20 protein-coding genes and 1 pseudogene are annotated in these 23320 nt (G+C 35.8%); 5 read left to right on the plus strand and 16 right to left on the minus strand.

The features are described 5' to 3' along the window. Nucleotides 1-254: 254 nt before the first annotated feature. Both ACVYAD_RS20895 and ACVYAD_RS20900 read right to left on the minus strand, forming a co-directional pair. A complete protein-coding gene (locus tag ACVYAD_RS20895) occupies nucleotides 255-1271 on the minus strand; it encodes an inorganic phosphate transporter (RefSeq protein ID WP_476427822.1) in 1017 nt (338 codons plus the stop codon). Between the two features lie 15 nt (nucleotides 1272-1286). Beyond that, the gene (locus tag ACVYAD_RS20900) at nucleotides 1287-1907 is read right to left on the minus strand and encodes a DUF47 domain-containing protein (protein ID WP_349658851.1); all 621 of its coding nucleotides are present in this window, start codon (nucleotides 1905-1907) and stop codon (nucleotides 1287-1289) included. Nucleotides 1908-2319: 412 nt separating this feature from the next. Here ACVYAD_RS20900 and ACVYAD_RS20905 point away from each other — a divergent pair, with 412 nt between their 5' ends. The 3 genes from ACVYAD_RS20905 to ACVYAD_RS20915 all read left to right on the plus strand — a co-directional run bounded on the left by ACVYAD_RS20905 (nucleotide 2320) and on the right by ACVYAD_RS20915 (nucleotide 5723). After that, complete coding sequence (locus tag ACVYAD_RS20905) at nucleotides 2320-3087, plus strand: sulfite exporter TauE/SafE family protein (RefSeq protein ID WP_476427823.1); 768 nt, start codon at nucleotides 2320-2322, stop codon at nucleotides 3085-3087. A 122-nt stretch (nucleotides 3088-3209) separates the two neighbouring features. After that, entirely contained in the window at nucleotides 3210-4592 is a 1383-nt protein-coding gene (nhaC, locus tag ACVYAD_RS20910; RefSeq protein ID WP_349658555.1) for a Na+/H+ antiporter NhaC, read from the plus strand. Nucleotides 4593-4907: 315 nt separating this feature from the next. Continuing rightward, the gene (locus tag ACVYAD_RS20915) at nucleotides 4908-5723 is read left to right on the plus strand and encodes a stalk domain-containing protein (RefSeq protein ID WP_349658556.1); all 816 of its coding nucleotides are present in this window, start codon (nucleotides 4908-4910) and stop codon (nucleotides 5721-5723) included. A gap of 500 nt (nucleotides 5724-6223) precedes the next feature. Here ACVYAD_RS20915 and ACVYAD_RS20920 read toward each other — a convergent pair whose 3' ends face one another. From ACVYAD_RS20920 to ACVYAD_RS20930, 3 genes and pseudogenes are all read right to left on the minus strand, one after another. Next, complete coding sequence (locus tag ACVYAD_RS20920) at nucleotides 6224-7180, minus strand: LCP family protein (RefSeq protein WP_476427824.1); 957 nt, start codon at nucleotides 7178-7180, stop codon at nucleotides 6224-6226. A gap of 27 nt (nucleotides 7181-7207) precedes the next feature. Further along, nucleotides 7208-7852, minus strand: a complete 645-nt coding sequence (locus tag ACVYAD_RS20925) for a helix-turn-helix domain-containing protein (RefSeq protein WP_349658558.1) — start codon at nucleotides 7850-7852, stop codon at nucleotides 7208-7210. A gap of 174 nt (nucleotides 7853-8026) precedes the next feature. Then, nucleotides 8027-8200, minus strand: a pseudogene (locus ACVYAD_RS20930) (sporulation membrane protein YtaF); the annotation flags it as partial. A 572-nt stretch (nucleotides 8201-8772) separates the two neighbouring features. On the opposite strand from ACVYAD_RS20930, the gene ACVYAD_RS20935 reads away from it, so the two are divergent. After that, nucleotides 8773-10230, plus strand: coding sequence for a stalk domain-containing protein (locus tag ACVYAD_RS20935; RefSeq protein WP_476427825.1), 1458 nt, complete (start codon nucleotides 8773-8775; stop codon nucleotides 10228-10230). 166 nt (nucleotides 10231-10396) lie between these two features. Here the strand turns inward: ACVYAD_RS20935 and ACVYAD_RS20940 are convergent, their stop codons facing one another. From ACVYAD_RS20940 to ACVYAD_RS20950, 3 genes are all read right to left on the minus strand, one after another. Further along, nucleotides 10397-10738, minus strand: coding sequence for a nitrite reductase (locus ACVYAD_RS20940; protein WP_476427826.1), 342 nt, complete (start codon nucleotides 10736-10738; stop codon nucleotides 10397-10399). A 169-nt stretch (nucleotides 10739-10907) separates the two neighbouring features. Beyond that, nucleotides 10908-12473 (minus strand): leucine-rich repeat domain-containing protein, encoded by a 1566-nt coding sequence (locus ACVYAD_RS20945; RefSeq protein WP_476427827.1) that lies wholly within the window; start codon nucleotides 12471-12473, stop codon nucleotides 10908-10910. A gap of 378 nt (nucleotides 12474-12851) precedes the next feature. Continuing rightward, on the minus strand, nucleotides 12852-13802 hold the full coding sequence (locus ACVYAD_RS20950; RefSeq protein WP_476427828.1) for a sensor domain-containing diguanylate cyclase: 951 nt from the start codon (nucleotides 13800-13802) through the stop codon (nucleotides 12852-12854). A gap of 349 nt (nucleotides 13803-14151) precedes the next feature. On the opposite strand from ACVYAD_RS20950, the gene ACVYAD_RS20955 reads away from it, so the two are divergent. Further along, complete coding sequence (locus ACVYAD_RS20955) at nucleotides 14152-14910, plus strand: class I SAM-dependent methyltransferase (RefSeq protein ID WP_476427829.1); 759 nt, start codon at nucleotides 14152-14154, stop codon at nucleotides 14908-14910. Between the two features lie 85 nt (nucleotides 14911-14995). Here ACVYAD_RS20955 and ACVYAD_RS20960 read toward each other — a convergent pair whose 3' ends face one another. The 8 genes from ACVYAD_RS20960 to nagE form a co-directional block, all read right to left on the minus strand. Beyond that, nucleotides 14996-15409 carry a GNAT family N-acetyltransferase gene (locus tag ACVYAD_RS20960; protein ID WP_476427855.1) on the minus strand — a complete coding sequence of 138 codons (414 nt, stop codon included), beginning with the start codon at nucleotides 15407-15409 and terminating at the stop codon, nucleotides 14996-14998. 216 nt (nucleotides 15410-15625) lie between these two features. Then, on the minus strand, nucleotides 15626-15949 hold the full coding sequence (locus ACVYAD_RS20965) for a YnfA family protein (RefSeq protein ID WP_386830974.1): 324 nt from the start codon (nucleotides 15947-15949) through the stop codon (nucleotides 15626-15628). Nucleotides 15950-16156: 207 nt separating this feature from the next. Beyond that, on the minus strand, nucleotides 16157-16894 hold the full coding sequence (locus ACVYAD_RS20970) for an urease accessory protein UreH domain-containing protein (protein WP_476427830.1): 738 nt from the start codon (nucleotides 16892-16894) through the stop codon (nucleotides 16157-16159). Nucleotides 16895-17237: 343 nt separating this feature from the next. Then, nucleotides 17238-18947 (minus strand): phosphoenolpyruvate--protein phosphotransferase, encoded by a 1710-nt coding sequence (ptsP, locus tag ACVYAD_RS20975; RefSeq protein ID WP_476427831.1) that lies wholly within the window; start codon nucleotides 18945-18947, stop codon nucleotides 17238-17240. Then, on the minus strand, nucleotides 18944-19210 hold the full coding sequence (locus ACVYAD_RS20980; RefSeq protein ID WP_349658566.1) for an HPr family phosphocarrier protein: 267 nt from the start codon (nucleotides 19208-19210) through the stop codon (nucleotides 18944-18946). The genes ptsP and ACVYAD_RS20980 overlap by 4 nt, the downstream gene beginning before the upstream one ends. Then, the gene (locus tag ACVYAD_RS20985; protein ID WP_476427832.1) at nucleotides 19207-19911 is read right to left on the minus strand and encodes a glucosamine-6-phosphate deaminase; all 705 of its coding nucleotides are present in this window, start codon (nucleotides 19909-19911) and stop codon (nucleotides 19207-19209) included. The genes ACVYAD_RS20980 and ACVYAD_RS20985 overlap by 4 nt, the downstream gene beginning before the upstream one ends. Before the next feature lie 45 nt (nucleotides 19912-19956). Further along, the gene (gene nagA / locus ACVYAD_RS20990; RefSeq protein ID WP_476427833.1) at nucleotides 19957-21102 is read right to left on the minus strand and encodes an N-acetylglucosamine-6-phosphate deacetylase; all 1146 of its coding nucleotides are present in this window, start codon (nucleotides 21100-21102) and stop codon (nucleotides 19957-19959) included. Between the two features lie 206 nt (nucleotides 21103-21308). Beyond that, nucleotides 21309-23255, minus strand: a complete 1947-nt coding sequence (gene nagE / locus ACVYAD_RS20995; RefSeq protein ID WP_476427834.1) for an N-acetylglucosamine-specific PTS transporter subunit IIBC — start codon at nucleotides 23253-23255, stop codon at nucleotides 21309-21311. Nucleotides 23256-23320: the final 65 nt, after the last annotated feature.

Below are 23320 nucleotides of genomic sequence, written 5' to 3' on the forward strand. Positions count from 1 at the left end.
TTTCCGTCGCTCTGGGTGGGTTTCCGTCACTTCGCCTTTTCTTTCCGTCGCTCTGCCCATTCTATCCGTCGCCTGCATTTCTTTCCGTCGCTCTGGGTTGCCTTTCCGTCACTTCGCCATTTCTTTCCGTCGCTTAGCCCTGCCTTTCCGCCACTGTAGCTGGACTATCCCTCGCTTCGCCTTTCAATCCATCAACCCTATCCAATAAATCAAATAAAAAAGGAATGCACGCAATATGTGCATTCCCTCATATGTTAGAAAAATAAACTTAATATAAAGTAAATAGCTGCAGCCATGACTGCGGAAATTGGCATCGTGATTACCCATGTTGTTACAATTTTCCGTGCCATGCCCCATTTAACACCTTTTACACGATGTGCTGTCCCTACACCCATAATAGATGAAGAAATAACATGTGTTGTAGATACTGGCAAGTGAATCAATGTCGCACCGAAAATGATGGATGCAGAAGCAAGGTCTGCTGCAACTCCATTTACTGGACGGATTTTCATGATCTTACCACCGACTGTTTTGATGATTTTATAACCACCTACAGAAGTACCAAGACCCATTGCCAATGCTGCTGCAAAACGTACCCAAAAAGGAATATCATCTGTATGATGCAAGCCTCCTGCAATTAAAGCTAGCGTAATAATCCCCATCGCTTTTTGCGCATCGTTTGTGCCGTGAGTAAATGATTGTAAAGCTGCTGTACCAATTTGCATTGTCCGGAAGCCTTTATTCGTTCGATATAAGTTCATATCCTTAAATAATACTTTGAATAAAGACATCATTAAGAAACCACCTGCAAACGCAAGTAATGGTGAGAAAATAAGTGCCTGAAGGATTTTTATAAAGCCGCTATAGTTCAATACATTGAAGCCTGCCGCTGCAATAGCAGCACCTGCTACAGAACCAATCAAAGTATGCGATGAACTAGACGGAATTCCAAAGTACCACGTGACTAAGTTCCATGTGATTGCTGATAATAATGCCGCTAAAATAACGACAGAACCTGTAGTATCTCCAATATAAGAATTTAAGCTGAACGGGTCAACAATATCCTTTGTTAAAGCTTTCGCTACCCCAACGAATGTAATAGCTCCAATGAAGTTCATAACCGCAGCCATATATACTGCTGTACGTGGCTTCAATGCCCGTGTTGATACAGAAGTTGCGATCGCGTTGGCTGTATCATGGAAGCCGTTAATAAAGTCGAACACAAGTGCAAATATAACGACTAATATTGTTATCAGTAATATCGTATCCATTTCGTACTCTCCATCTTACGCGTTACGCATAATTATTGTTTCAATTGTATTTGCTACTGTTTGACAGCTGTCTGCTATATCTTCAAATTGTTCGTATATACTTTTAAACACCATGATGCGCATTGGATCCTTTTCTTGAATAAATAATTGCTTCATTGAAGAACGGAAAATTTCATCACATTCACGCTCATAGTCCTTAATTTGAATAGCATGTTTACGCATTTCAACAAGCTTTTTACTATTTAATAGCTCCATTGCTTGGACCATTTCGTCTGTGCTTTTCGCAATATATGTTAAGAATTGGCGCATCGGCTCTGTCACTTCTGTTAAATTATACATATCAAAATGAGCAATACAGCCTTCCATGCCATCAATAACATCATCTAATTTATTGGCAAGTGCTAAAATATCCTCACGCTCAATTGGTGTCATAAATGACTTATTTAACATTACAATAAGTTCGTGAATTAATTTATCTCCACTTGTTTCATAGTCCTTCATTGTGTCTGCGATTTCTTTTAGTCCATCTATATTTTGAATACGTGCATTATGCGCATAATAAATACCTTCTTTGACGTTTTTAGAAATATTTAATAATGCTTTAAAAAATGGATCTTGCTTGTTTGAGTTGAACATCATGTTCCTCCTGTTGAATAAATATTGTCGATTTCTGCAATCATCATAACAAAACTTTCACATACTTCTACAGATTTTTAAACATAAACGAGTTGAATTTACAAAAATGTAATATAAAATTCGCCACAATTATTTCTAGGTACTTTTCCAAGTTGAAAACGTTGGAAACTCGATAACAAAAATGAACGATTTTTCTTTAAATATACCCATTTTTTCTTTTATTTTTATAAAAATACTTGAAAAACTTTTTTCCCTTCTATTTTTTTCATCTTTATAAATGTTAAGGAATTGTAAACGAAATTTACATTAGAAATGAAAAACTCCATTGTCATTTATTACAATTCGCAGTACTGTTATAAGAAAAGTGTAACTTACACAATATGCGTTAAAGAAGGTTGTGAGTATCATACATATGGACATCGATTTACTATCACTTGTAATACTTTTAGTACTCGGCTTTATCGCATCCTTTTTAAATGCGATTGTCGGTGGCGGAGGGTTAATTTCATTACCTGCGCTTATGGCGGTTGGTTTACCGCCAAGTACAGCGATTGCCACAAACAAACTCGCCAATACAATTAGCAACGGGACTAGCATGTTAACTTTTTTACGAGCTGGCAAGGTCGATGTAAAAAAGAATCGAAAAATAATACCTTTTATTTTTATTGGTTCGTTCATTGGTGCCTATACTGTGCATCTTGTATCACCGGCTATTTTAAAGCCTCTAATGCTTGTTATGCTCGTCCTTGTTACCACTTATACGGTTTTTAAAAAAGATTGGGGACAGCAATCTGAAGAGCGGATACTAAGTACTAGAAAGAAAATCATCTTTGTTGGCGCTTTTGCAGCTGTTGGCTTTTACGATGGTTTCTTCGGACCTGGCACTGGTTCTTTTTTTATTTTCATTTTATTAATGATGGGCAATGATTTCTTGCAGGCCGCCGGTAATGCTAAAGCCTTTAATTTCACATCGAACTTAGCTGCACTGGCTATGTTTTTACTATTAGGAAAAGTTAATTTTTTATACGGTCTTCCTATGGGCTTTGTCATGATCTTTGGTGCTATATTGGGTTCAAAATTTGCACTGAAGCGTGGGACAAAAATGATGCGTATTATTTTTATCATCATGACTTGTACATTAATTGTCAAAAATGCATGGGATTATTTCATCACCCACTAAGTAAAATACTACCAATTTCATTAATGAAAATTATCAGCCAATTGACAAAAATTATTAGCGTGCTATAATTCTTTTAGGCTTCACCGCGTTGAAGCGAAGAAGTAACTAGTAGGAGGATTAGCATGTTTCGAATTGAAGCAAAGAGTAACCCTCGATTTATCGAGGCAAGCTTTATTATACTTTTAATTATTGCCGTGATGGCATACAGTATTGGGTATTTAAAGGCGACACCCCATATACCTATTTTTCTTGTCATTTCACTTTTAATTGCCTATGGATTACTAAAGAAAGTTCCGTTCCGTGAGCTTGAAACTGGTATGGTTGCTGGTGCAAGTGCTGGACTTGGGGCAGTTTTTATTTTCTTCTTTATCGGTATTTTAATTTCTAGTTGGATTATGGGTGGCACAATTCCAACACTTATCTACTATGGCTTTTTAACTGTTTCACCAAGCTTTTTCTTTGCCATCGTATTTTTAATTTGTAGTATCGTCGGTGTATCAGTTGGGAGTTCTTTAACGACTGTTGCGACAGTGGGCGTTGCTTTTATGGGGATTGCTGGTGCAATGGACATCTCTTTAGCTATAACGGCTGGTGCGATTGTTTCCGGTGCTTTCTTTGGGGATAAAATGTCTCCCCTATCGGATACAACAAATCTTGCATCTGGTACAGTTGGTGTTGATCTTTTCGAGCATATTAAAAATATGGGTTGGACAACGATTCCAGCTTTCGTGATCTCATTCGTCCTTTATGCAATCATATCGCCAACAGGAGGAAATACTTCATTTGAAACAGTTGAGCTATTTAAAGAAGGCTTACTGTCAACTGGACTTATTCATTGGTATACATTATTACCAATTGCCGTTCTAGTTATTATGACTTTTTATAAAGCACCTGCACTTATCACACTCGCAGTTGTCTCCATTCTTGGTGTCGGACTTGCCTACATACAAGAACCGATTGCTTTATCGAATGTCTTTAAAATCCTTTTTGAAGGCTATGTATCTACTACGGGATATAAAGATGTTGATGCACTACTGTCTCGTGGAGGTATGAACAGTATGCTATTTACAATTGCCTTAGTCTTATTAGCATTAACAATGGGCGGTCTACTATTTACGCTCGGCATTATTCAAAGTATTTTAGCGAAGGTCGAAAGCTTCTTTAAAAGCGCTGGCTCTGTTATTACGGGTGCTGCCATTACTGGGATCGGTGTGAACACATTAATTGGTGAGCAATATTTATCTATCCTACTAACGGGTGAAGCTTTTAAAGCACAGTTTGCAAAGGTTGGACTTGCCCCTAAAAACCTTTCCCGAGTTATGGAGGACGCAGGGACTGTAGTCAATCCTCTTATTCCGTGGAGTGTTTGTGGTATTTTTATTGCTAGTGTACTAGATATACCAACAACATCTTACCTGCCATTTACCTTCTTCTGTCTACTCGGACCAATTTTGACGATCCTCTTTGGTTGGAGCGGTAAAACATTAACAAAGCTTGAAAAATAATATTGGTAGCTGATGAATGAAATCGTCAGCTACCTTTTTTCAAATTGATATATCGTTGATTACTAGATTGATAGACATAAAATAATGATAATTCATTCCATAATCCACAATAGTGTCCAACATAAACCTTTACTCCTAATACGCATGTTTAAAACCAGTAAAAATCTATTAAAAAAATGGGTTAATTTCCTTTACATTCGTTTTATACTAGTATAATATGTTTATTTAAGGGTAAATTTGGAAAACCAAGAAGTCACAAAAATTAACTAGCAATCAAATTATTCAATCAGTTAGTCATTAGAAGGAGAGAATACTATGAATAAGATTTTTAAATCTTTTATAATTGCTATGATATGCATCGTTACATTTAGTTTACAAGGACATAATGCTTCTGCCTACTCTGGCATCGATGTATACGTAGCAAACGGACAAACACAAAGCTATCACAGTGATGCAATTATTCAAGATGGCGTAACGCTAGTACCACTGCGAGGCGTATTTGAAACATTAGGCGCAACAGTAAACTGGAATGCGAAAGATAAAACGATTACAGCGAAAAATAGTACGAAAACGGTTTTGCTAATGGTCGGTTCGAAAAAAGCAAAAATTAACGGCACCCCATTAGCTGTGTCAGTAGCACCGATTATAAAATCAGGGACAACATTAGTGCCATTACGCTTTATTAGCGAAGCATTAGGTGCGACAGTTTCTTGGGATCAAGATTCACATGATGTATCAATTTATGCAAAAGGATCTTTGCAAGTAGAACGCTCACATTGGTTAGGCTATTACGGTAATTCAGGCTTTTCAGGATCAGGTGTAATAACATCACTTCGTATTGATAAAGTAACACCGACAAAAATTAAATTTACATCTGTTAATGGCATTCGCTATGACCCTACAAATGGAAAATTATTTGGCTACCAAATGCCATGGCATTTTAAGTATACAACACGTGACGCACAGCTAATTACTGATGATGTGGCATCATATGAGGTAAATGGCTGCTCATTTGATTTAGTTAAATATGATGATGCTATCCATATCGAAAATATGTACGGCTCTTGCAATCATTTAGGCCTTGCCGAATATGAAGGCGAATATACAGAATATCGAAAGGTAGAAATGTAATAGTTTAGCACTTACAAAAAGCCAACGGAGGCATCCTAACATTAAATTTAGGAATGCCTCCTTTTATTATGTTTTTATACCAATCAATAAAATTCTTCTTTTTGAAATAAATTCTCTCTGTATCTTAATTTAAAATCCACAAACGTAGGCGCAAAATAACTTCCCCTTCTATGTGAATAAACCGCGCTTACTTATGATACGGTTCATCGAAACTAATATTAAATTGATGTTTTCACTATCTAATGATCAAAATATGACTTTGTTTCAAAATTTGGAGGACGCTTATTAAATTTGCTTGAACAAAAAATGAAAAAAATTTTAGATATGTAGCATTAGTGGTTTAACTCATCCGTTAATATGAGAATTTTCACGAAAAATGTTAAGTAATTTGCAGATAAAAAAATCTCCATAACCTATAAAACAACAAAAAGAGTATGCTTTGAAAAACTGTTCAAAACATACTCTAATTTTATTGTGTTGCTAACTTGATACCTTTTCACTTAAGATGAAATTCCGTCTGTCTTAGCTATTTTTTCACTGTCCTTCGATGATAAAAACTCCTCTAACGCCTGTTTGTTCTTATCTAAGTTAATATCTAAAACATCTCCTACATTCGTACGTTTATCTTCAAAAGAATTTGCAACTGGAATTCGTAAAGTGTCCATACTAGATTTTCCATTTACGATCCCTTTTCCAATGGTAAGGATTGTTTTATTATCAACATTTGTATCAAAGTATGAATCTGCAACACCAAGTAATTTTGGCAAATTCATTAAGCTTGAAACACCGATTTGTTCTTTCACCTTTGTCAAAACCTCTTGTTGGCGTTCCACTCGCCCAAAATCACTTAAACGGTCGTGGCGGAATCGTACATAGCCTAATAACCCGTCACCATGTAAAGTTTGTTTTCCAGGATGTAAGGTCATACCAATTCCATAGGACATTTCATATGGAATATCAACTTCAATTCCATCCGGTGCTAAAAGGTCAATAATTTTAGGGAATCCTTTAAAATCCGCGATAGCGTAGTAATTAACATCAATATCAAAATTTTGCTTAATTGTTTTCCTTACAAGTTCAGGACCTCCAAAGGCAAAAGCAGAATTTATTTTATTCATTCCGTGCCCTGGGATGTCAACATACGTATCTCTCATGATAGAAATTAGTTTTACATCATTCGTCGTTTGGTCATAGTGTGCAATCATTAACGAATCCGATCTACCATCCTCGTCCCTAGCGTCACTTCCCAGTAATAGCACATTAATCTGACCAAATTGCACATCTGCACCTTCAAATGGGTCATACGCCTTTTGGTCATCTTTATAAAGACCATCGTCTGCCATAGCCAAACCGCTCCTGTATTGATAAACCCCATAAATAATCCCTGCTACGATAACCAATGCGAATGTTAAGAACACATTCCTTAACCATTTACGGCTCTTTTTGCTTTTTTTCATCCATATCCACCTATCATTAACGCTAAATTATATTTTTAGTAATGCCTTTGAAGTTAGTTGTACAGCTATTGCATCGTCTAAATAACCAACAGCAAATAGATAATCAGGTATAACATCTACTGGAATAATAAAATACAATAATGTACTTCCAATTACAGTTAGTTCAAAAATTGTGCCCTTTCCTAATGAGAATTTCTCATATAACTCTTTTAATTTGCTTATAAACGGACCTATGCTACCTACACTCTTAATTTTTTCATCAAAATCCTTATGAATCGAACTTTTACCTTCTTCTGTTTGCGCATATAATCCATAGCTTTCTAGTTTCTGTTCAACATGTGCTACCGAAAATTCATCATCATAAACATTTGAAGATTTAAGTAGAGCCTGTATTGCGTCAACAGACGTATGCATATCTGAATCTGACTCTTCTTGTCTCTGTTCTATAGCATAACCTGCTGCTTCAAAAAGATTGATTAACGGAACGCCAAGGCAGTCAGCAAATTTTTCTAAATGTTGTGGGGTCGCTTTTCTCTTTCCATTTATTATCCGTGAAATCGTAGCTGTATCGATTCCAGTGAGTTCACTAAACTTCCGCATAGATAATGAACGTTCTTTTAATAATTCTCTCAGCAATACACCAAGAGTAATACTGTTTCTCTCCTCAGCCATCTTTGATTCCTCCTTCTTACTGTGACTAACATACATTAAACAGTTGTATATAAAATTATCATTATCAAGAAGTTTATTATCACGTTGACATTTTGTCAACACTCAAGATAAATTCTACCCATTTGCGTCCAGTTTCGACCTTATGATTGCACAAAGATCTCCTGCTGAAAGAAGTTAAAAGAACGCTTCAAAAGCAATTATTAACAAAATTACTCCACTAACAATTGTTCCAAATTGCCCTACAGTGAATGTACTTATTCGAACACCCGCTACTTTACTTCCTAACTTGACCCCTAACCAAACTGTAATAAAACTACCGATTGCAGCAGTTATTGAGATGGCAAGCGGTAATTAAGCCAGTCACTGTACCACATCCCTTATTTTTATATTTATCCAAAAAACGTTGACAAAAAAACAATAAGAACTTAGTTACACAATTCAAAGTACTAAAAAAACTTTGAATAATATTGGATCATCACCATAACATGAGGGTGAATTTTTTTGTGTGAACAATGGAATTTGTTTAGCCGGGACTGGTACTGGTACCACTCCAAAGCAAACAAAATTAAGGACGCCGAAAATACCTAACGAAATAATCATCTATTCGCAAGGTTGGGTTGGATATAACCAATTTTGATCCACCATATATTTAGGGTATAAAGTCGCTAGAGTTGTCCATCTATAATAAACTGCCGCATAAAATGAACTATCCTACTACATAGTTCATGAATATTCATTAATAATTACCTAAAAATAATCCTTATACCAATTTTATGAAGTTTAAATTTAATTTCCATCACCTACTTAATATTTTTACTTTACGATATAATCCTTTAAAACTAGGTTAATTTATCCTTTTGTTGATATTATAGTTATTTATTTGTATAATAATACAATATTATTTTAAAGGAGTGTCATTATTGAAAAAACATATTTTAAGTTTATTTCTTGTGATGTTTGCTATGGTTGGACTCGCTTCAACAAGTCATGCATCAGATATGATTTATTTAGAATCTAGCAACACACATTCAAACACACTAACATCTTCAAAAGAATCACAGTGGTATCAAATTAATACTTCGCAAGATAACAGCGATGTTAATATTTATTTAGTAAACACAACTGCGCCAATCAAATTTACTCTATATGATAGTAATAAAAATTTAATTAGTAGCGGTAATACATCTCTTTTAAAAACTTTAAAAGCTGGTACATACTATATTGAAATTTATGCTTCCTATTGGGGTAATAGCTATTCTAGCGGTTCTTATGAAATTAAAGCGACGTATAGTAGTGGAAATGTAACGCATGATTCGACTACATTTGAACCTAATGATACGCGTGAAAATGCTTTCCCTATTCAGTCAGGAAAAAAGATTTCTTCTTTAATTTCAAATGAATATGATGTTGATTTTTATAAATTTACTACGACTGTAGACAATGGTGATGTTAATATTTATTTAGCAAATACATCTGCACCAATCAAATTTGATTTATATGATAGTAATAAAAATTTAATTTCTAGCTATAACTCATCTCTTTTCAAATCTTTAAAAACTGGAACATATTATATTAAAGTTTATGAACACAATTGGGGTAGTCAATACTCTTCTGGTACGTATGATTTAATGGCGACTTATTCTACAAATTCTAAAGAGCACAATCCTTCAACATTTGAACCTAATGATACAAGTGAAAATGCTTTCCCTATCAAATCAAATGTTACAATCACATCTCAAATTTCTAATAGCTATGATATTGATTTTTATTCAATTACGTCAAATAAAGAAGGAAATATTAGCATCTCGTTATCCAATGCTTCAGCGCCAGCACGTTTTGAAATTTATGATGCAAATAAAAAATATTTGGGTAGTAGCTACTCACAGTCTTATTCAAAATATTTAGCAGCCGGCACATACTATATCAAAGTTTACAGTGACTCTTGGGGTGATCAATACTCTTCAGGTATGTATACTTTAACTGCTGGTTATCCAAATGCGACAACAAAAAGTAACGAGATTTTATTATATTTAAATAGTAAAACAGCCTATATCAATGGTAAAAGTAAAACACTTGCTGTTGCACCTTTCACTAAACAAGAAACAACTTTAGTTCCTTTACGCTTTGTAAGTGAAGAGCTTGGTGCAAAAGTTGACTGGAACTCTAAAACAAATGATATTATAGTACAGTTAAACGGTACAAAAATTGTATTAAATACTGATAGCTATTATGTAACTGTTAACGGCAGTTATAAGAGACTTCAAGTAAAACCTGAAGTCATTAATGGCACGACATTTGTCCCGCTTCGCTTTGTAAGTGAAGAACTTGGTAAAACTGTACTTTGGAACGCTAAAAACAAGAGCATTTCAATTAAATAATTACAATAAAAATCTCTAGTAAACAAGGAGCTTACTTTGTTTACTAGAGATTTATTTGATTAGGCATCCGTTAAAAAACCATGTGTATATTTTTTATAAGCTTCATTTTATCCTTCCTAAACATAAATAAGAATTGTTTAATTACCGTAAAATTCTCCTCACCATATTAACTGGAAGTTTTTTCAACTTTATTTTTCTCTCGCTCTTGAGCAACTTTCTCTAATAGTTGAATAAATTTTTTCTGTTCTTTTTCGCTACTCTTTAGTAGAAAAACATGAATAGAGCTTTCTAAATATTTTCTAACATGTAAATTGATAAAGAAACTGCTATGATGCCTGTCATCTTCAAATAACTCATTAAACCATGAAAATAACTTTAGTTTATTAATATTACGGTCGATCTTTCGGGAGTCTAAGCCTTTGTCAGGCATAAAAACATTTGTTGAAGTTACTATACCTATTAAGCAAATAGCTGCTAATCCTAACCATTTTAGTAGGAACCTTTTCATTATGTGTGAATCTCCATCTATTTATATTTGATATTATGATTAAAGAAAACAGTCTAAAACATTATTAAATCAACGTTTTAGATGGTGCTTTTAAAAACCTTGCCTATCCTTGCTGTCTGTAATGGCAAATTTAAGGGCATCCTCTTGACGGATGCCCTTAAATCAAAACTTATTTTGCTTCATTCTCGAAAATGATGACCATTTTTTTACTACCTAAGTATTCAACGGAAGTATTTAACTGTTCTGAAACGAAGCGTATAGGAACAAAAGTAGTGTTACCTCTTAGAAGTAAAGGAGAGTCAAACATCATCGTTTGCTGGTTAACCTGTACTTGCTTGTTCCCCACTGTCCAACGTATCGATTTTCCGTTTTTTTGGATCGTTACTTCTTTCTTACTTTGGTTCCACCCTACGTTTGCCCCCAACTGCTCTGAAACGAAACGAATTGGCACATAAGTACGATCCATATAAATAAATGGGGCCATCGTATTACGGTAAGCACTGTCGCCCACATATGCTGTAGTGCTTCCAATTATCAGGCGCTGAGTCTTTCTCTGAGACGCTTTAACTTTTTCATAATCACTAATACTGTTCACTTTTAAGAATATTTTGTATGCTTTTGTACCTGGGCTCATGTCCAAGTTGTTGTTATACAGCTCAACCCCACTCTCGTACTCGTAAGAAGTCGAAAATTTAATATCCTGAATGGGTTCTAAATTCCAAATCCGATTGTTGTTCAAATCGAGGGTAACCAGTCTTTTCATATTCCTTAATGGTTCCAAATCATAAATCTGATTCGATGATAAGCCCAACCCTATCAAGTCGACTAATTTTGATAAAGGCGCAATATCCTTAATGTTATTATCACTTGCATTGAGTGTACCAAGGTTAACTAATCCTGCTAACGGCTTAATATCAGTAATATTATTGCTGCCAATTATAAGCGATGTTAGGTCGACCAATTTTTCTAGCGGTTTAATATCCGTAATCTTGTTATTGCTAAGTGACAGTGCTTTTAGGTTGAACAACGTCTCTAGCGGTTTAATATCCGTAATCCTGTTATTATTAACTGACAGTGACTTTAAATTGGTAGTCAGCACCCGAAGTGGCGTAAGATCATGAATCTGGTTATAACCAACATACAAATCTGTTAGCTTCCATAAGTTGCTGAGAGGCGCTATATTCTCAATTTTATTATAACTCAAATCTAAAAGATTCAATTCTATGGCATTCGATAGACCTTGGACATTCGAAATGTGATTTCTATCAGCAAAAAGCTGTAGTAGACAGGGAAGTTGTTTCACCGCATCCAAAGATGAGATTTGATTATTTGAAATGTGAAGAGTTTCCAGCTCCTTCATAGCTGACAAATCTTGAATCGAAGAGATTTGGTTATCCGTAAGGTTGAGAATTCGGATCTTTGTAAGCCCCTTCAAAGGTGAGATATCAGCAATGTGATTATAGGATAATTTTAATTGCGTAATATTTGTGGCGTACTCCAATCCTTGCAAATTCTTAATTTCCTTATCTGATAAATTAACGTCCGTAAGGGTCTCTAAATCTGATTTGGTAACCGCTTCTTCGCTAGTTTTTTTCAATAATGATTTAATAGCTGTTTCAAGATTTGGGTCAGCAAAGACCACTTCTTTGCTAGGAGCCTCCTCAGCATAGATTTGTTTTGAAAAGCTCGTACATAACACGATAATAAGTAAAAAAACTGTAAAACGTTTCATCATTCTAACTTCCTCTCTTATAACTTTACTAGGTTGCATTGCTTCGAACTATTGAATATGTACTGGCGGCTTGAAAGTCCGCTATGGAATTATAGCATAAAAATCTTACTTTTCTTTCCCTTCTTGGAACTTTTTTTATAAAAATTTGATAGTCATTAAATTAACAGGCGTGCAGGGATACTCCTAGCGAAGCGGCGAGACTGTTGATACTATAAGAGCATCCTCCCCCCTTAAAGCATACCTCGAACGTAAATCAATTCCTTCAATAGCAAAAAGCCACCATTTCTTTCTTCAAGAAATGATGACTTTTTATTATGTTCCATACTCTCTTTTCATAAGCGCACTTAGTTATGATGCGGTTTAACTGATCAAAATAAAAAACTAAACCTTTTGCTTTAATAATTTTCTTTTCTTCTTATTTTTATACATCTTCGCATCTGTTTGGCTAAACAACTGCTCCATAACGCCGTAAGAGGAGTTACTATATTCATATCCGATAGATATTTTAATCGATGAGAACGGCAAATCTTTATAGTCTCTTTGCATTTTCATCTCAACATTTTTTAAATATTGCTCGACTTGTAAAACGCTTTTATTTGGAATAAGAATAGAGAATTCATCACCACCGATTCTTGCTATAAACATGTCATTATCTGCATAAGCTTCCAAACAAGCTGCTGTTTCACAAACTAATTTATCTCCCATTTGATGACCGTATTCGTCATTAACCCATTTCAGCTCATCTAAATCTGCTAGGACTACTGTAATCGGCTCGTTGCGTTCGTTAAAATGAGCCATCTTTGCTTGAAAAAAATCACGATTATACAAATTTGTTAAGGCGTCATGAGTAGATTTGTACTCTAATTGCTGTTGTAATACGATTTTATCATTAATATTTCTAAATAAACCTTGTATAGCTACAAACTTGCCGTCCTTATAAACAGGTGTAGCGTATTCTTCAGACCAAATGTATTCCCCTAGATGATTTCTTAAGCGTACCGTAATAGGCTGGTTAAAATTAAGTGTCCCTACTATTTTCTTTACTAAGATCTCATAATCATCAGGATGGATTATTTCAAAAATTTTATCAGGATCCTGTGTATGATCGCTTAATGCATTTGGACCAAGGAGATTATTGACAGTAGGACTTAAATATAGATATTTCAACTTAGGAACTGTCTCACAGTAATATAAAATATCACGTATATTTTCAACCGATTCCACTAGTGGTTCTAATAACTCTACTTTTTGTTGTAGCTTAGATTTTTGATAATGTAGGCGTATACATATTAGTAAAAGTCCTATTATTATGCCCCCCAAAAAAATCCACATAAAAAAACCACCCTCATATAAATTGTGCAATTTCATTTTCCCGAAAATTACAACTGAATCTATTTTCCAAATTTTTTCAACATAAAGTAAATTATACCTTCATTTTACCTATAACAAAATGCTTATATATTATTTATACAATTCTTCCATATAATATAATAAAAAAATGACTTAATTGAGTAGCTGAACAGGTAAATCAATACTTTAGGTCTTTCATTTTTATATGAAATGGTCTACCGAAACTATAAATCGGTCTCTCTATATTCCAATGTGGAATCAAAACTAATCATTTTACGTATTTCTGTTCAATTAAACTCTCTGTTATGCTCAAACAAAGGAGATGAGGGAAATGACACCAAAATGGAATGCGAATTTATATGATCAAAAACATGACTTTGTTTCAAAATTTGGAGGAAGCTTAGTTGATTTGCTGGCTCCACAAATAAATGAAAGAGTTTTAGATGTCGGCTGTGGCACTGGTGACTTAGCACATGAAATTGCTACTCATGGCGCCCATGTTCAAGGGATAGATGCCTCCCACGAGATGATTATTGCTGCACAGCAAAAATATCCATCCATTACGTTTCACACAATGGATGCTACAGCACTTCACATAACCAATCAATTCGATGCTGCCTTTTCAAACGCTGCATTACATTGGATGAAGCATCCGGATGCAGTCATCAAAAACATTTACAGTGCACTTAAACAAGGTGGTCGTTTCATCGCTGAAATGGGTGGACACGGTAATATTGCTTCTATTGTTTGGGCGCTTCAAAAAAGTATGGAAGAATATAAACTTCCTTATATTGAGGAATATTTCCCGTGGTATTTTCCAACTATAGAAGAATATCAATCGAAGTTGGAAGGTGCTGGTTTTACAGTTGACATGATTTCACTATATGAACGTCCAACACCGCTTCAGGGCGAGGATGGACTACGAAATTGGCTAGTAATGTTCAGTACTAATATGCTCCAGCATTTATCGGAAACTGAAAAAGAACAAATTTATGCGAAATGCGAACAATTATTAAAGCCAATGCTTTATCAGAATCATCAATGGGTTGCTGATTATTGCAGATTACGTTTTGTAGCTATAAAAAAATAACATTCTTTTCACACGTGAAATCGCAGAAAGCATTGATTTAAGCACAAAAAAACGCTGGAAAATATCCAAGCGTTTTTCTCACTATTTATTTGTTTGAAATGCCCGATTGCATGTCGTAATTCCTAATGAGCATACCGTTTGATTTGATCATGCCAAACTCTTCATAATAAGGAACTAAGTCATCGTCACAACACAAATCAACCATATAAATATGATCAAGATCCTTTAACATTTGATTGACTAATTCCTTGCCAATACCTTTTCCTTTATAATCCGGCAAAACTTCAAGAAACGGAATATAAGCAGATAGAACCCCATCGCTAATCGCTGTAATAAATCCAACTACTCGGTTCGTATGATCGTCTAAAGCAATAACTACTTTACTACTGTTTTTTAGTAATTTTAAGTGAGTTTGGGGATTTGGTGGATTCGGCCAATCCACAAAAAAGCCATTCAACATCTCAGAAGAAATTCCATCAAGAGAATTTTTGTATATCATCATAATATATCAGCTCCTAAATTTTTTTGAAATTTTTAGGTAGATGATACATATCAAAAATAAAGTAGCAAAATTGCGACCTCCAAACTTTTTCGGTATTACTACAAATATTCGATTCAAACTTGAAAAATCCTCTAATATGTTATTTTAAAAAATATTAATGGTATATAGCCTTTTTCAGCTTTAACGTTCTACTTTAATCGCTTCAACAACCTATCATGATCGAGGTAATAAAATCACCATCACACCAATCAAACAAATACCAGCTCCAACCCAATCTAAAGTGTCTGGTTTTTCTCCATCTATTCCCCAGCCCCACAAAATGGAAAGGACAATAAAGACACCTCCATAGGCAGCATAAACCCTCCCAAATGTTGGGAAGGTCTGAAAAGTAGCGACAACTCCATATAAAGCCAACGCAATTCCGCCTAAAACGCCCCAGTAAAATGGTTTACCTTCTCTTAGCCAAAGCCATATTAAATAGCCGCCACCAATTTCCCCAATACCCGCGAGGATAAATAATAATGTTGCACCTATCATTTTTTTCACACTTTCTATTCATATTTAAAAAGAAAATTTCTATTTTCTGCTCTATTATACATAAAAGCTCGTTCCCATTAACGAAATCAAAAAAATTCGCTTTTCTCCTGTGCAACCAAAAACAAAAGGTTGTTTGGAGAAATGCGAAATATTATATATCACTATTTTATTTTTACTATACTTCTCTTCCTTTTACTTTCTTTCACTTTAATACAATCCCCAGTAAGTAATTGTATCCGTTACGCCGATTAGAATAAGAATAACCCCCGCTACGATTTGAATCACTCTTCCCATTTTCATACTTGTACGCATAATAAACCTTTTTGCGTCAAATAATTGAATAAGCCCCAGCATCATTAGAAGTGGCACAGAGGTTGCAATTCCAAAAATGGCCGGTAAAACTACCCCATATGAAGAGGTTATGACAGTAGGCATTAACCATACGAAAAATAGCACAAACATCGTAGGGCAAAATGCAATGGAAAAACTAGCCCCCATCAGAAATGAGCCCAATTTCCCCTCTTTTAAAACAGCAGGAATATAATTAGGGATTCGATTTAAAAATTTTAATTTTAAAACTCCAATTAGAACGAGTCCTGTTATTAGCATGATTGGACCAATCGCTTGACGGAAAATAGGAAAATACTTTGTCATCACCGTTTCAAAGGACTGACCGAATAGCCAGGCGAATAAACCTATTAAACTAAATACAACGACTTTCCCTACTATAAAGAAGACAATTTCCTGCCAATTGTTTTTCATTTGCAAAGATCGATTTCCATAAAAAGTGATAGCACTCATATTCCCCGTTAATTGACAAGGTGCTAAAGCGCCTACTAATCCAAGAAGAATTGCTATAATGAATGGGGAATGTTCATAGGCGTTTAAAAATACTGTAATAGGTCCACTAATAGTTTGACTTATTTTCGACATTAAACTATACATACACCTTCTATTTTATAACTTACCCGCAGCGGCGATTTTATTCCACTTTGTTCCTTCATCTTTCGTTATTTTTCCTGCTTTCATTTTCCCACTCCTCTTAAACTAGTTATGAATTCTGATATTCCCCTAGTATAGAAGGTAAATATGAATAAATGATGCAGATTAACGTAAAAGTTCAATATAATTAATTCTAATTTGCTTACCAGTTTTTCATTCATTATATCGAAATCTATCTTTGTCTTAAATCCATTTCTCATCATTGTACAAAATAAAAAAGCAGTTGAAGATCACCCATTTTCTTAATCTTCAACTACTTATTATCTTGTCTTATGTTTGCAAACAATTAATGAACAGCTTGCTTCACTCTATCTAATATTTCATCAGATGTTGTTAATTGTAATGCTTCTGTTGCTAATGTTCGCATATCCGCTACGGATAAATGTTTAATTAAGGAACGTGTTTTTAAAATGGATGTTGCACTCATTGAAAATTCATCTAGACCTAAACCAAGTAATAGTGGTACAGCATATTCATCCCCTGCCATTTCACCACACATACCAGCCCATTTCTTTTCTTTGTGAGCCGCATCAATGACCATTTTAATCAAACGTAAAATCGCAGGGTTATATGGTTGATATAAATAAGATACTTTTTCATTCATACGATCCGCTGCCATCGTATATTGAATTAAATCATTTGTACCAATCGAGAAGAAGTCTACTTCTTTCGCAAAAATATCTGCCATCACTGCTGTTGATGGAATTTCAACCATAATGCCAATTTCAATCTCACTTACCTCGACGCCTTTTGCAAGTAGGTTTTCCTTTTCTTCCGAAAGAATCGCTTTCGCGTCACGGAATTCTTGCAATGTCGCAATCATAGGGAACATAATTTTTAAGTTACCGTAATTGGATGCACGTAGTAATGCACGCAATTGTGTACGGAAAATGTCTTGATACTCTAAACATAGACGAATCGCGCGATGACCGAGAAACGGATTCATTTCTTCTTGGAGCGGTAAATATGGTAAGTTTTTATCGCCACCAATATCGAGTGTTCGGATGACAACCGCTTTACCTTCCATTCCTTCTAATACCGTTTTATAGGCCGTAAATTGTTCTTCCTCAGAAGGTAAGTTGTCTCGTCCCATATATAAAAATTCTGTACGATATAAACCGATTCCTTCACCACCGTGACGTAGAACACCTTCTAAATCATTTGGTGACCCAATGTTGGCAGCTAGTTCAACTTGAACACCGTCTTTGGAAATCGTTTTTTCGGTTAGTAATGTTGCCCACTCTGCTTGTTGAGCAGTAAAGCCTTCCGCTTTTTTTCTATAGGTTGCAACCACTTCTTCTGTTGGATTCACAAGTACATCACCTGTTAAACCATCCACGATTAATAAATCACCATCTTGAATAGACTCAACTGCTGTACCTGTCCCTACAACGGCTGGAATTTCTAGTGAACGTGCCATAATGGCAGAGTGTGATGTACGACCACCAATATCCGTTGTAAAGCCAAGTACAAAATTACGGTCCAATTGTGCTGTCTCAGAAGGAGTTAAATCAGTTGCTACAACAATCACCTGTTCATTAATATTGCTTGGATTTGGAATATGTACACCGAGTAGATGCGCTAAAACGCGGTTTGACACGTCTTTAATATCTGCAGCACGCTCACTCATATATTCATTATCCATACCTTCAAATAATGATACAAACATCGTCGAAACTTCATTCAATGCATATTCAGCATTGACAGCTTCTTCGGCAATTTTTTGTTTGATCGGTCCAATTAATTCTGGATCTTTTACGACAAGTAGATGTGCACCGAAAATAGCAGCTTCTTCCGCCCCTAATTTTTCATGCGTTAGCTGTTGAATAGCGGCCAACTCTTCTGCTGATTTGTCAAGCGCGGCCACTAAGCGTTGCTGCTCTGCATCAATATCCTGAATAGTTGTTTTCGCAAACGATAAATCCGGTTGTACTAAACAATATGCTTTTGCAATGGCAATGCCGTCAGATGCGGCAATACCTTTGAGTTGGATCATTGTGCTAGCCCCGTTTCTGAAATTAATTTTGTTAATGCAGTAAACGCTTGTTCTTCATCCTCCCCCTCTACTTGTAATGTAAACATTGAACCTTGTTTTAGGGCTAATCCCATAACGCCTAAAATAGATTTTAAATTGGCTGTTCTTTGTTCTGTCTGTAACTCAATTGAAGAAGCAAATGGTGTTGCTGCTGCTACTAATTGGCTAGCTGGACGTGCGTGAATTCCTAGTGGGTCTATTACTGTAAATTGTTTTGTTTTCATTGTTCATTCTCCTCTTTTTGTAAATCTGTTAATATAATGATATTGGGGTGTTTTGTTAATACACTTGCTGGAACATCTTCTGTATATTCAGATGCAAGAACGCGTTCTAATACTTCACGTTTCGCTTCTCCTACAGCTATTAACAAAATGCACTTAGCGCGCATGATTGATTGAATTCCCATCGTAAATGCTTGGGTTGGAACGTCATCAATTGAATCAAAGAAACGTGCATTCGCTTGACGTGTTGATTCTTCAAGCGTTACAAGATGTGTAAACGAATCAAATGATGTGCCTGGTTCATTAAAGCCGATATGACCGTTTTGTCCGATCCCAAGCAATTGAAAATCTAATGGATGCTGCTGTAATAATGATTCATAGCTTGCCATTTCCTCAGCAGGATTATGAGCTAAACCATTCGGTAAATAAGATTCTTTAAATGGTTTGTTGTGAAATAAATGTTTGTACATATAATATGCGTAACTTTGTTCATGTTTAGCACTAAGTCCAACGTATTCATCCAGGTTGAAGCTAATACAATTCGTAAAATCGATATCAGTTTCACAAATTTTACTATACACCGGCTCCATTGTACCACCTGTAGCTAGACCGAACGTTGTAGCACCTTCATTTTTAGTACTCACAATAATGTCTACTGCACGAGCGTATAAATCTTCTTTTGAAGCAAAGCGTTCCAGTTTCAATTTCCTATTCCCCCTTATTTACTTATTAAACAGGCATACGAAATCTTATGCTTCGTAGACTACTTTTCCAGCCTTTATTGTTTGTTGCAACATTAACTGTTTATCCACAATTACAACATCTGCATCAAATCCTTCTTCGATTTGTCCTTTGTTCGTCAGTTTTAGTTGTTTTGCTGCATTGTAGCTCGACATTTTAACTAGTTCTTCTAACGTGCAGTTCGTGATGAGTTGCATATTCCTCACAGCTTGGTCCATTTTTAATATACTACCAGCAAGGGCTCCGTTTGATAAATGCGCTCCACTTTCGGAGACATGAACCATTTGACCACCTAAGTCATAATCCCCATAGGGCATACCTTTTGCTCGCATTGCATCGGTTATTAAAATAATACCATCTGCCCCTTTTAAACGATATGCCATGTTCACGGCATCCTTGTGCATATGGATAAAATCAACAATGATTTCTGCCTTCATTTCCTCTAATAATAATACGCCACCGACAACACCTGGATCTCGATGATGGAATGGGCGCATTTGGTTGTATAAATGTGTGCCTTGTGTTGCACCATGACGAACCGCTTCTTTCATTTGTTCAAATGTTGCATCAGAATGACCAATTGAAACGACCACTCCGCTATCTGCAATTGCTTGAACGACCTCAAATCCATTTGGTTCTTCTGGCGCCATTGTAATTTGTTTAATTTTATGGGCACTTATGTTTTGCCACTTTGTAAAAACAGCAAAATCAGGTGGTACAACATATTCAAGCGGCTGTGCACCTACACGCTTTTTTGATATAAAAGGGCCTTCTACATGAATACCTAGAAGTTCTGCCTCATCTGGATTTGAAGTAAACTGCGCAATATTTTCAAGAGCACGTTCAATATTTTGATAGCTTTGTGTCATAGTCGTTGCTAAAAAGCCTATTGTACCTTCTTTTGCAAGTGATTTCGCCATTGTATGAAGACCTTCATTCGATGCATCCATCGTGTCCATTTGAGCAGAGCCATGAATATGCATATCTATATAACCAGGGAATAAAAATTTCCCTGTACCATCTATAATTTGCACGTGATCTGCGTCAATTTGCTGCGCAATTTGTGCAATTTTCCCATCCTTCATGAAAACGTCGACACATTCCAGTCGTCCTGTTGCATTAACAACTGTGATGTTACGGATTAATAAATTCATTAAAAACATCTCCTAGGATTGATAGAAGATACTGGCCTAAAAATAGTATGTTTAAAGCGATCCTATCAATGCTCATATTTTGATAAAGCGCTACGAACCGCATAGATTTCTGTGGGACTATGCTTTCCCACAGAAAATTAAGCGGATTTACGATTAGTGCATGTTCATTTTGTTAGATGGACCTTTTTAGACAGCATCCTTTTTTGTTAATTCTTCATCGAAATAATGTTACGTGAACCCGATCGTTGGAAACCAGTTTTTTCAAGTGCAATTTCCTGTCCCATTAAACTTGTGAAAACAACTGGTGTAACGATAGACGGTACTTTGTCTTTAATACTCTCAAAATCAACTTTTAATAATGTATCGCCACGTTTAATTACTTGACCTTCTGTAACCATCGCTTCAAAACCTTCACCATTTAGAGTGACCGTATCTAAACCGACATGAATTAATAGTTCAACACCTGAATCAGATTTTAAGCCAATCGCATGCTTCGTTGGGAAAACCATTACTACTTGACCATCAAATGGCGCATGAACTGTACCATCCTTTGGATGAATACCAAAACCTGGCCCCATTATACCTGACGAGAATGCATCATCTGGCACGTCAGATAACGGTATTAAATCTCCTGTAATCGGCATTTCAAAATCATTGGAAGGATTTGTTCCTTCTGCTGCTGTTGCCTCTTCACCAGGCGCTTCTTTTTGTACATCTACATTTGAAGGAGCTGGATTCCCTTTTTTCAGGCGATCCTTCATGGCTTCTGCCAAAAACTCTACAGATGTACCGATAATTACTTGTACATTTGTCTTACTTATACGCATAACACCACGTGCGCCCGTTTGTTTTAATGTTTTTTCATCCACCTGATCCGCATCATCAACAGTCATACGAAGACGTGTTGTACAGTAATCAACTTGCTTAATATTTTCTTGTCCACCTAACGCTTCGATTGTACGGAAAGCACGTACATCTAAATCATCAGAAACAGCCGAAGTAACATCTGCCCCTTCTTCATCTTCGTCTTCACGACCAGGTGTTTTTAAATCTAACTTCTTGATTAAGAAATAGAAAACGACAAAGTAAATTGCCCCGAAACCTAATCCCAATGGCAGTAATAGCCATGGACTATCAGCTAAACCAAAGTTTAAAAGATAGTCAATTAAACCTGCAGAAAAGGCAAAACCGTCACGGAATCCAATAATATAGGCAACGGCAAGCGAAATACCTGTTAAAACTGCATGGATCCCATAAAGAACTGGCGATAAAAACATAAATGTAAATTCAATAGGTTCTGTTACACCTGTTAAAAATGCTGTCAATGCGATGGATACGAACATACCACCGACTACTGCACGATTTTTCTTTTTCGCTGCAAAGTACATCGCAAGACACGCTGCTGGTAATCCAAACATCATAATTGGGAAGAAACCTGCTTGGAAATGTCCTGCTGATGGGTCTCCAGCTAAAAATCGATGAATATCTCCTTTAACAAGTTCGCCTGCAGCATTCGTAAATTCACCAAAGTCAAACCAGATGATCGTATTAATAACATGATGTAGACCGACTGGAATTAATAGACGATTTAAGAAGCCATATAACCCAACTCCAAGTGATCCAGCACCGATTAACCAGTTCCCTACTGAATCAATACCACCTTGAATTGGTCCCCATATAACAGCTAAAATACCACCTAAAATCGCCATCGTGATGGACGTTATAATTGGTACAAAACGCCGTCCTCCGAAGAATGACAGCCATTCTGGGAATTTTACATTATAGAATTTGTTATAAAGTAAGCCTGCAGTAATACCTGCAATAATACCACCGAATACACCCATATTCAGGTCTTCATTTACAGATCCTAATACTGCGACTAGCACTAGATGTGCAATGGCGCCCGCTAATGCTGCACCACCACTATTATCATGTGCTAGGCCCATCGCGATACCGATCGCAAATATGATAGATAAATTACCTAAAATCGCATCACCAGATGCTGCCATAATACTTGCAATATGCTTAATAACGTCATTTGACACTGCACCAAGCATGTCATCAGAGCCTAAGCGTAACAATATTGCTGCTGCTGGTAATGTAGCGATTGGAAACATTAACGACTTACCGATTTTTTGTAAGAAAGCTAACATTAAATATCCCCCTTTGGTATAGTTGTCTAGACCACTTAATAGAAAAAGCGTTTTCATTAAGTTTG

The sequence above is a fragment of the Lysinibacillus sp. G1-3 genome (assembly GCF_056322905.1).

What these genes read in the sequence shown, in the direction of transcription:
- ACVYAD_RS20895 (WP_476427822.1), bottom strand. Translation starts at nt 1,271, where the DNA reads ATGGATACGATATTACTGATAACAATATTAGTCGTTATATTTGCACTT.
- ACVYAD_RS20900 (WP_349658851.1), bottom strand. Translation starts at nt 1,907, where the DNA reads ATGTTCAACTCAAACAAGCAAGATCCATTTTTTAAAGCATTATTAAAT.
- ACVYAD_RS20905 (WP_476427823.1), top strand. Translation starts at nt 2,320, where the DNA reads ATGGACATCGATTTACTATCACTTGTAATACTTTTAGTACTCGGCTTT.
- nhaC (WP_349658555.1), top strand. Translation starts at nt 3,210, where the DNA reads ATGTTTCGAATTGAAGCAAAGAGTAACCCTCGATTTATCGAGGCAAGC.
- ACVYAD_RS20915 (WP_349658556.1), top strand. Translation starts at nt 4,908, where the DNA reads ATGAATAAGATTTTTAAATCTTTTATAATTGCTATGATATGCATCGTT.
- ACVYAD_RS20920 (WP_476427824.1), bottom strand. Translation starts at nt 7,180, where the DNA reads ATGAAAAAAAGCAAAAAGAGCCGTAAATGGTTAAGGAATGTGTTCTTA.
- ACVYAD_RS20925 (WP_349658558.1), bottom strand. Translation starts at nt 7,852, where the DNA reads ATGGCTGAGGAGAGAAACAGTATTACTCTTGGTGTATTGCTGAGAGAA.
- ACVYAD_RS20940 (WP_476427826.1), bottom strand. Translation starts at nt 10,738, where the DNA reads ATGAAAAGGTTCCTACTAAAATGGTTAGGATTAGCAGCTATTTGCTTA.
- ACVYAD_RS20945 (WP_476427827.1), bottom strand. Translation starts at nt 12,473, where the DNA reads ATGATGAAACGTTTTACAGTTTTTTTACTTATTATCGTGTTATGTACG.
- ACVYAD_RS20950 (WP_476427828.1), bottom strand. Translation starts at nt 13,802, where the DNA reads ATGTGGATTTTTTTGGGGGGCATAATAATAGGACTTTTACTAATATGT.
- ACVYAD_RS20955 (WP_476427829.1), top strand. Translation starts at nt 14,152, where the DNA reads ATGACACCAAAATGGAATGCGAATTTATATGATCAAAAACATGACTTT.
- ACVYAD_RS20960 (WP_476427855.1), bottom strand. Translation starts at nt 15,409, where the DNA reads ATGATATACAAAAATTCTCTTGATGGAATTTCTTCTGAGATGTTGAAT.
- ACVYAD_RS20965 (WP_386830974.1), bottom strand. Translation starts at nt 15,949, where the DNA reads ATGATAGGTGCAACATTATTATTTATCCTCGCGGGTATTGGGGAAATT.
- ACVYAD_RS20970 (WP_476427830.1), bottom strand. Translation starts at nt 16,894, where the DNA reads ATGTATAGTTTAATGTCGAAAATAAGTCAAACTATTAGTGGACCTATT.
- ptsP (WP_476427831.1), bottom strand. Translation starts at nt 18,947, where the DNA reads ATGATCCAACTCAAAGGTATTGCCGCATCTGACGGCATTGCCATTGCA.
- ACVYAD_RS20980 (WP_349658566.1), bottom strand. Translation starts at nt 19,210, where the DNA reads ATGAAAACAAAACAATTTACAGTAATAGACCCACTAGGAATTCACGCA.
- nagA (WP_476427833.1), bottom strand. Translation starts at nt 21,102, where the DNA reads ATGAATTTATTAATCCGTAACATCACAGTTGTTAATGCAACAGGACGA.
- nagE (WP_476427834.1), bottom strand. Translation starts at nt 23,255, where the DNA reads ATGTTAGCTTTCTTACAAAAAATCGGTAAGTCGTTAATGTTTCCAATC.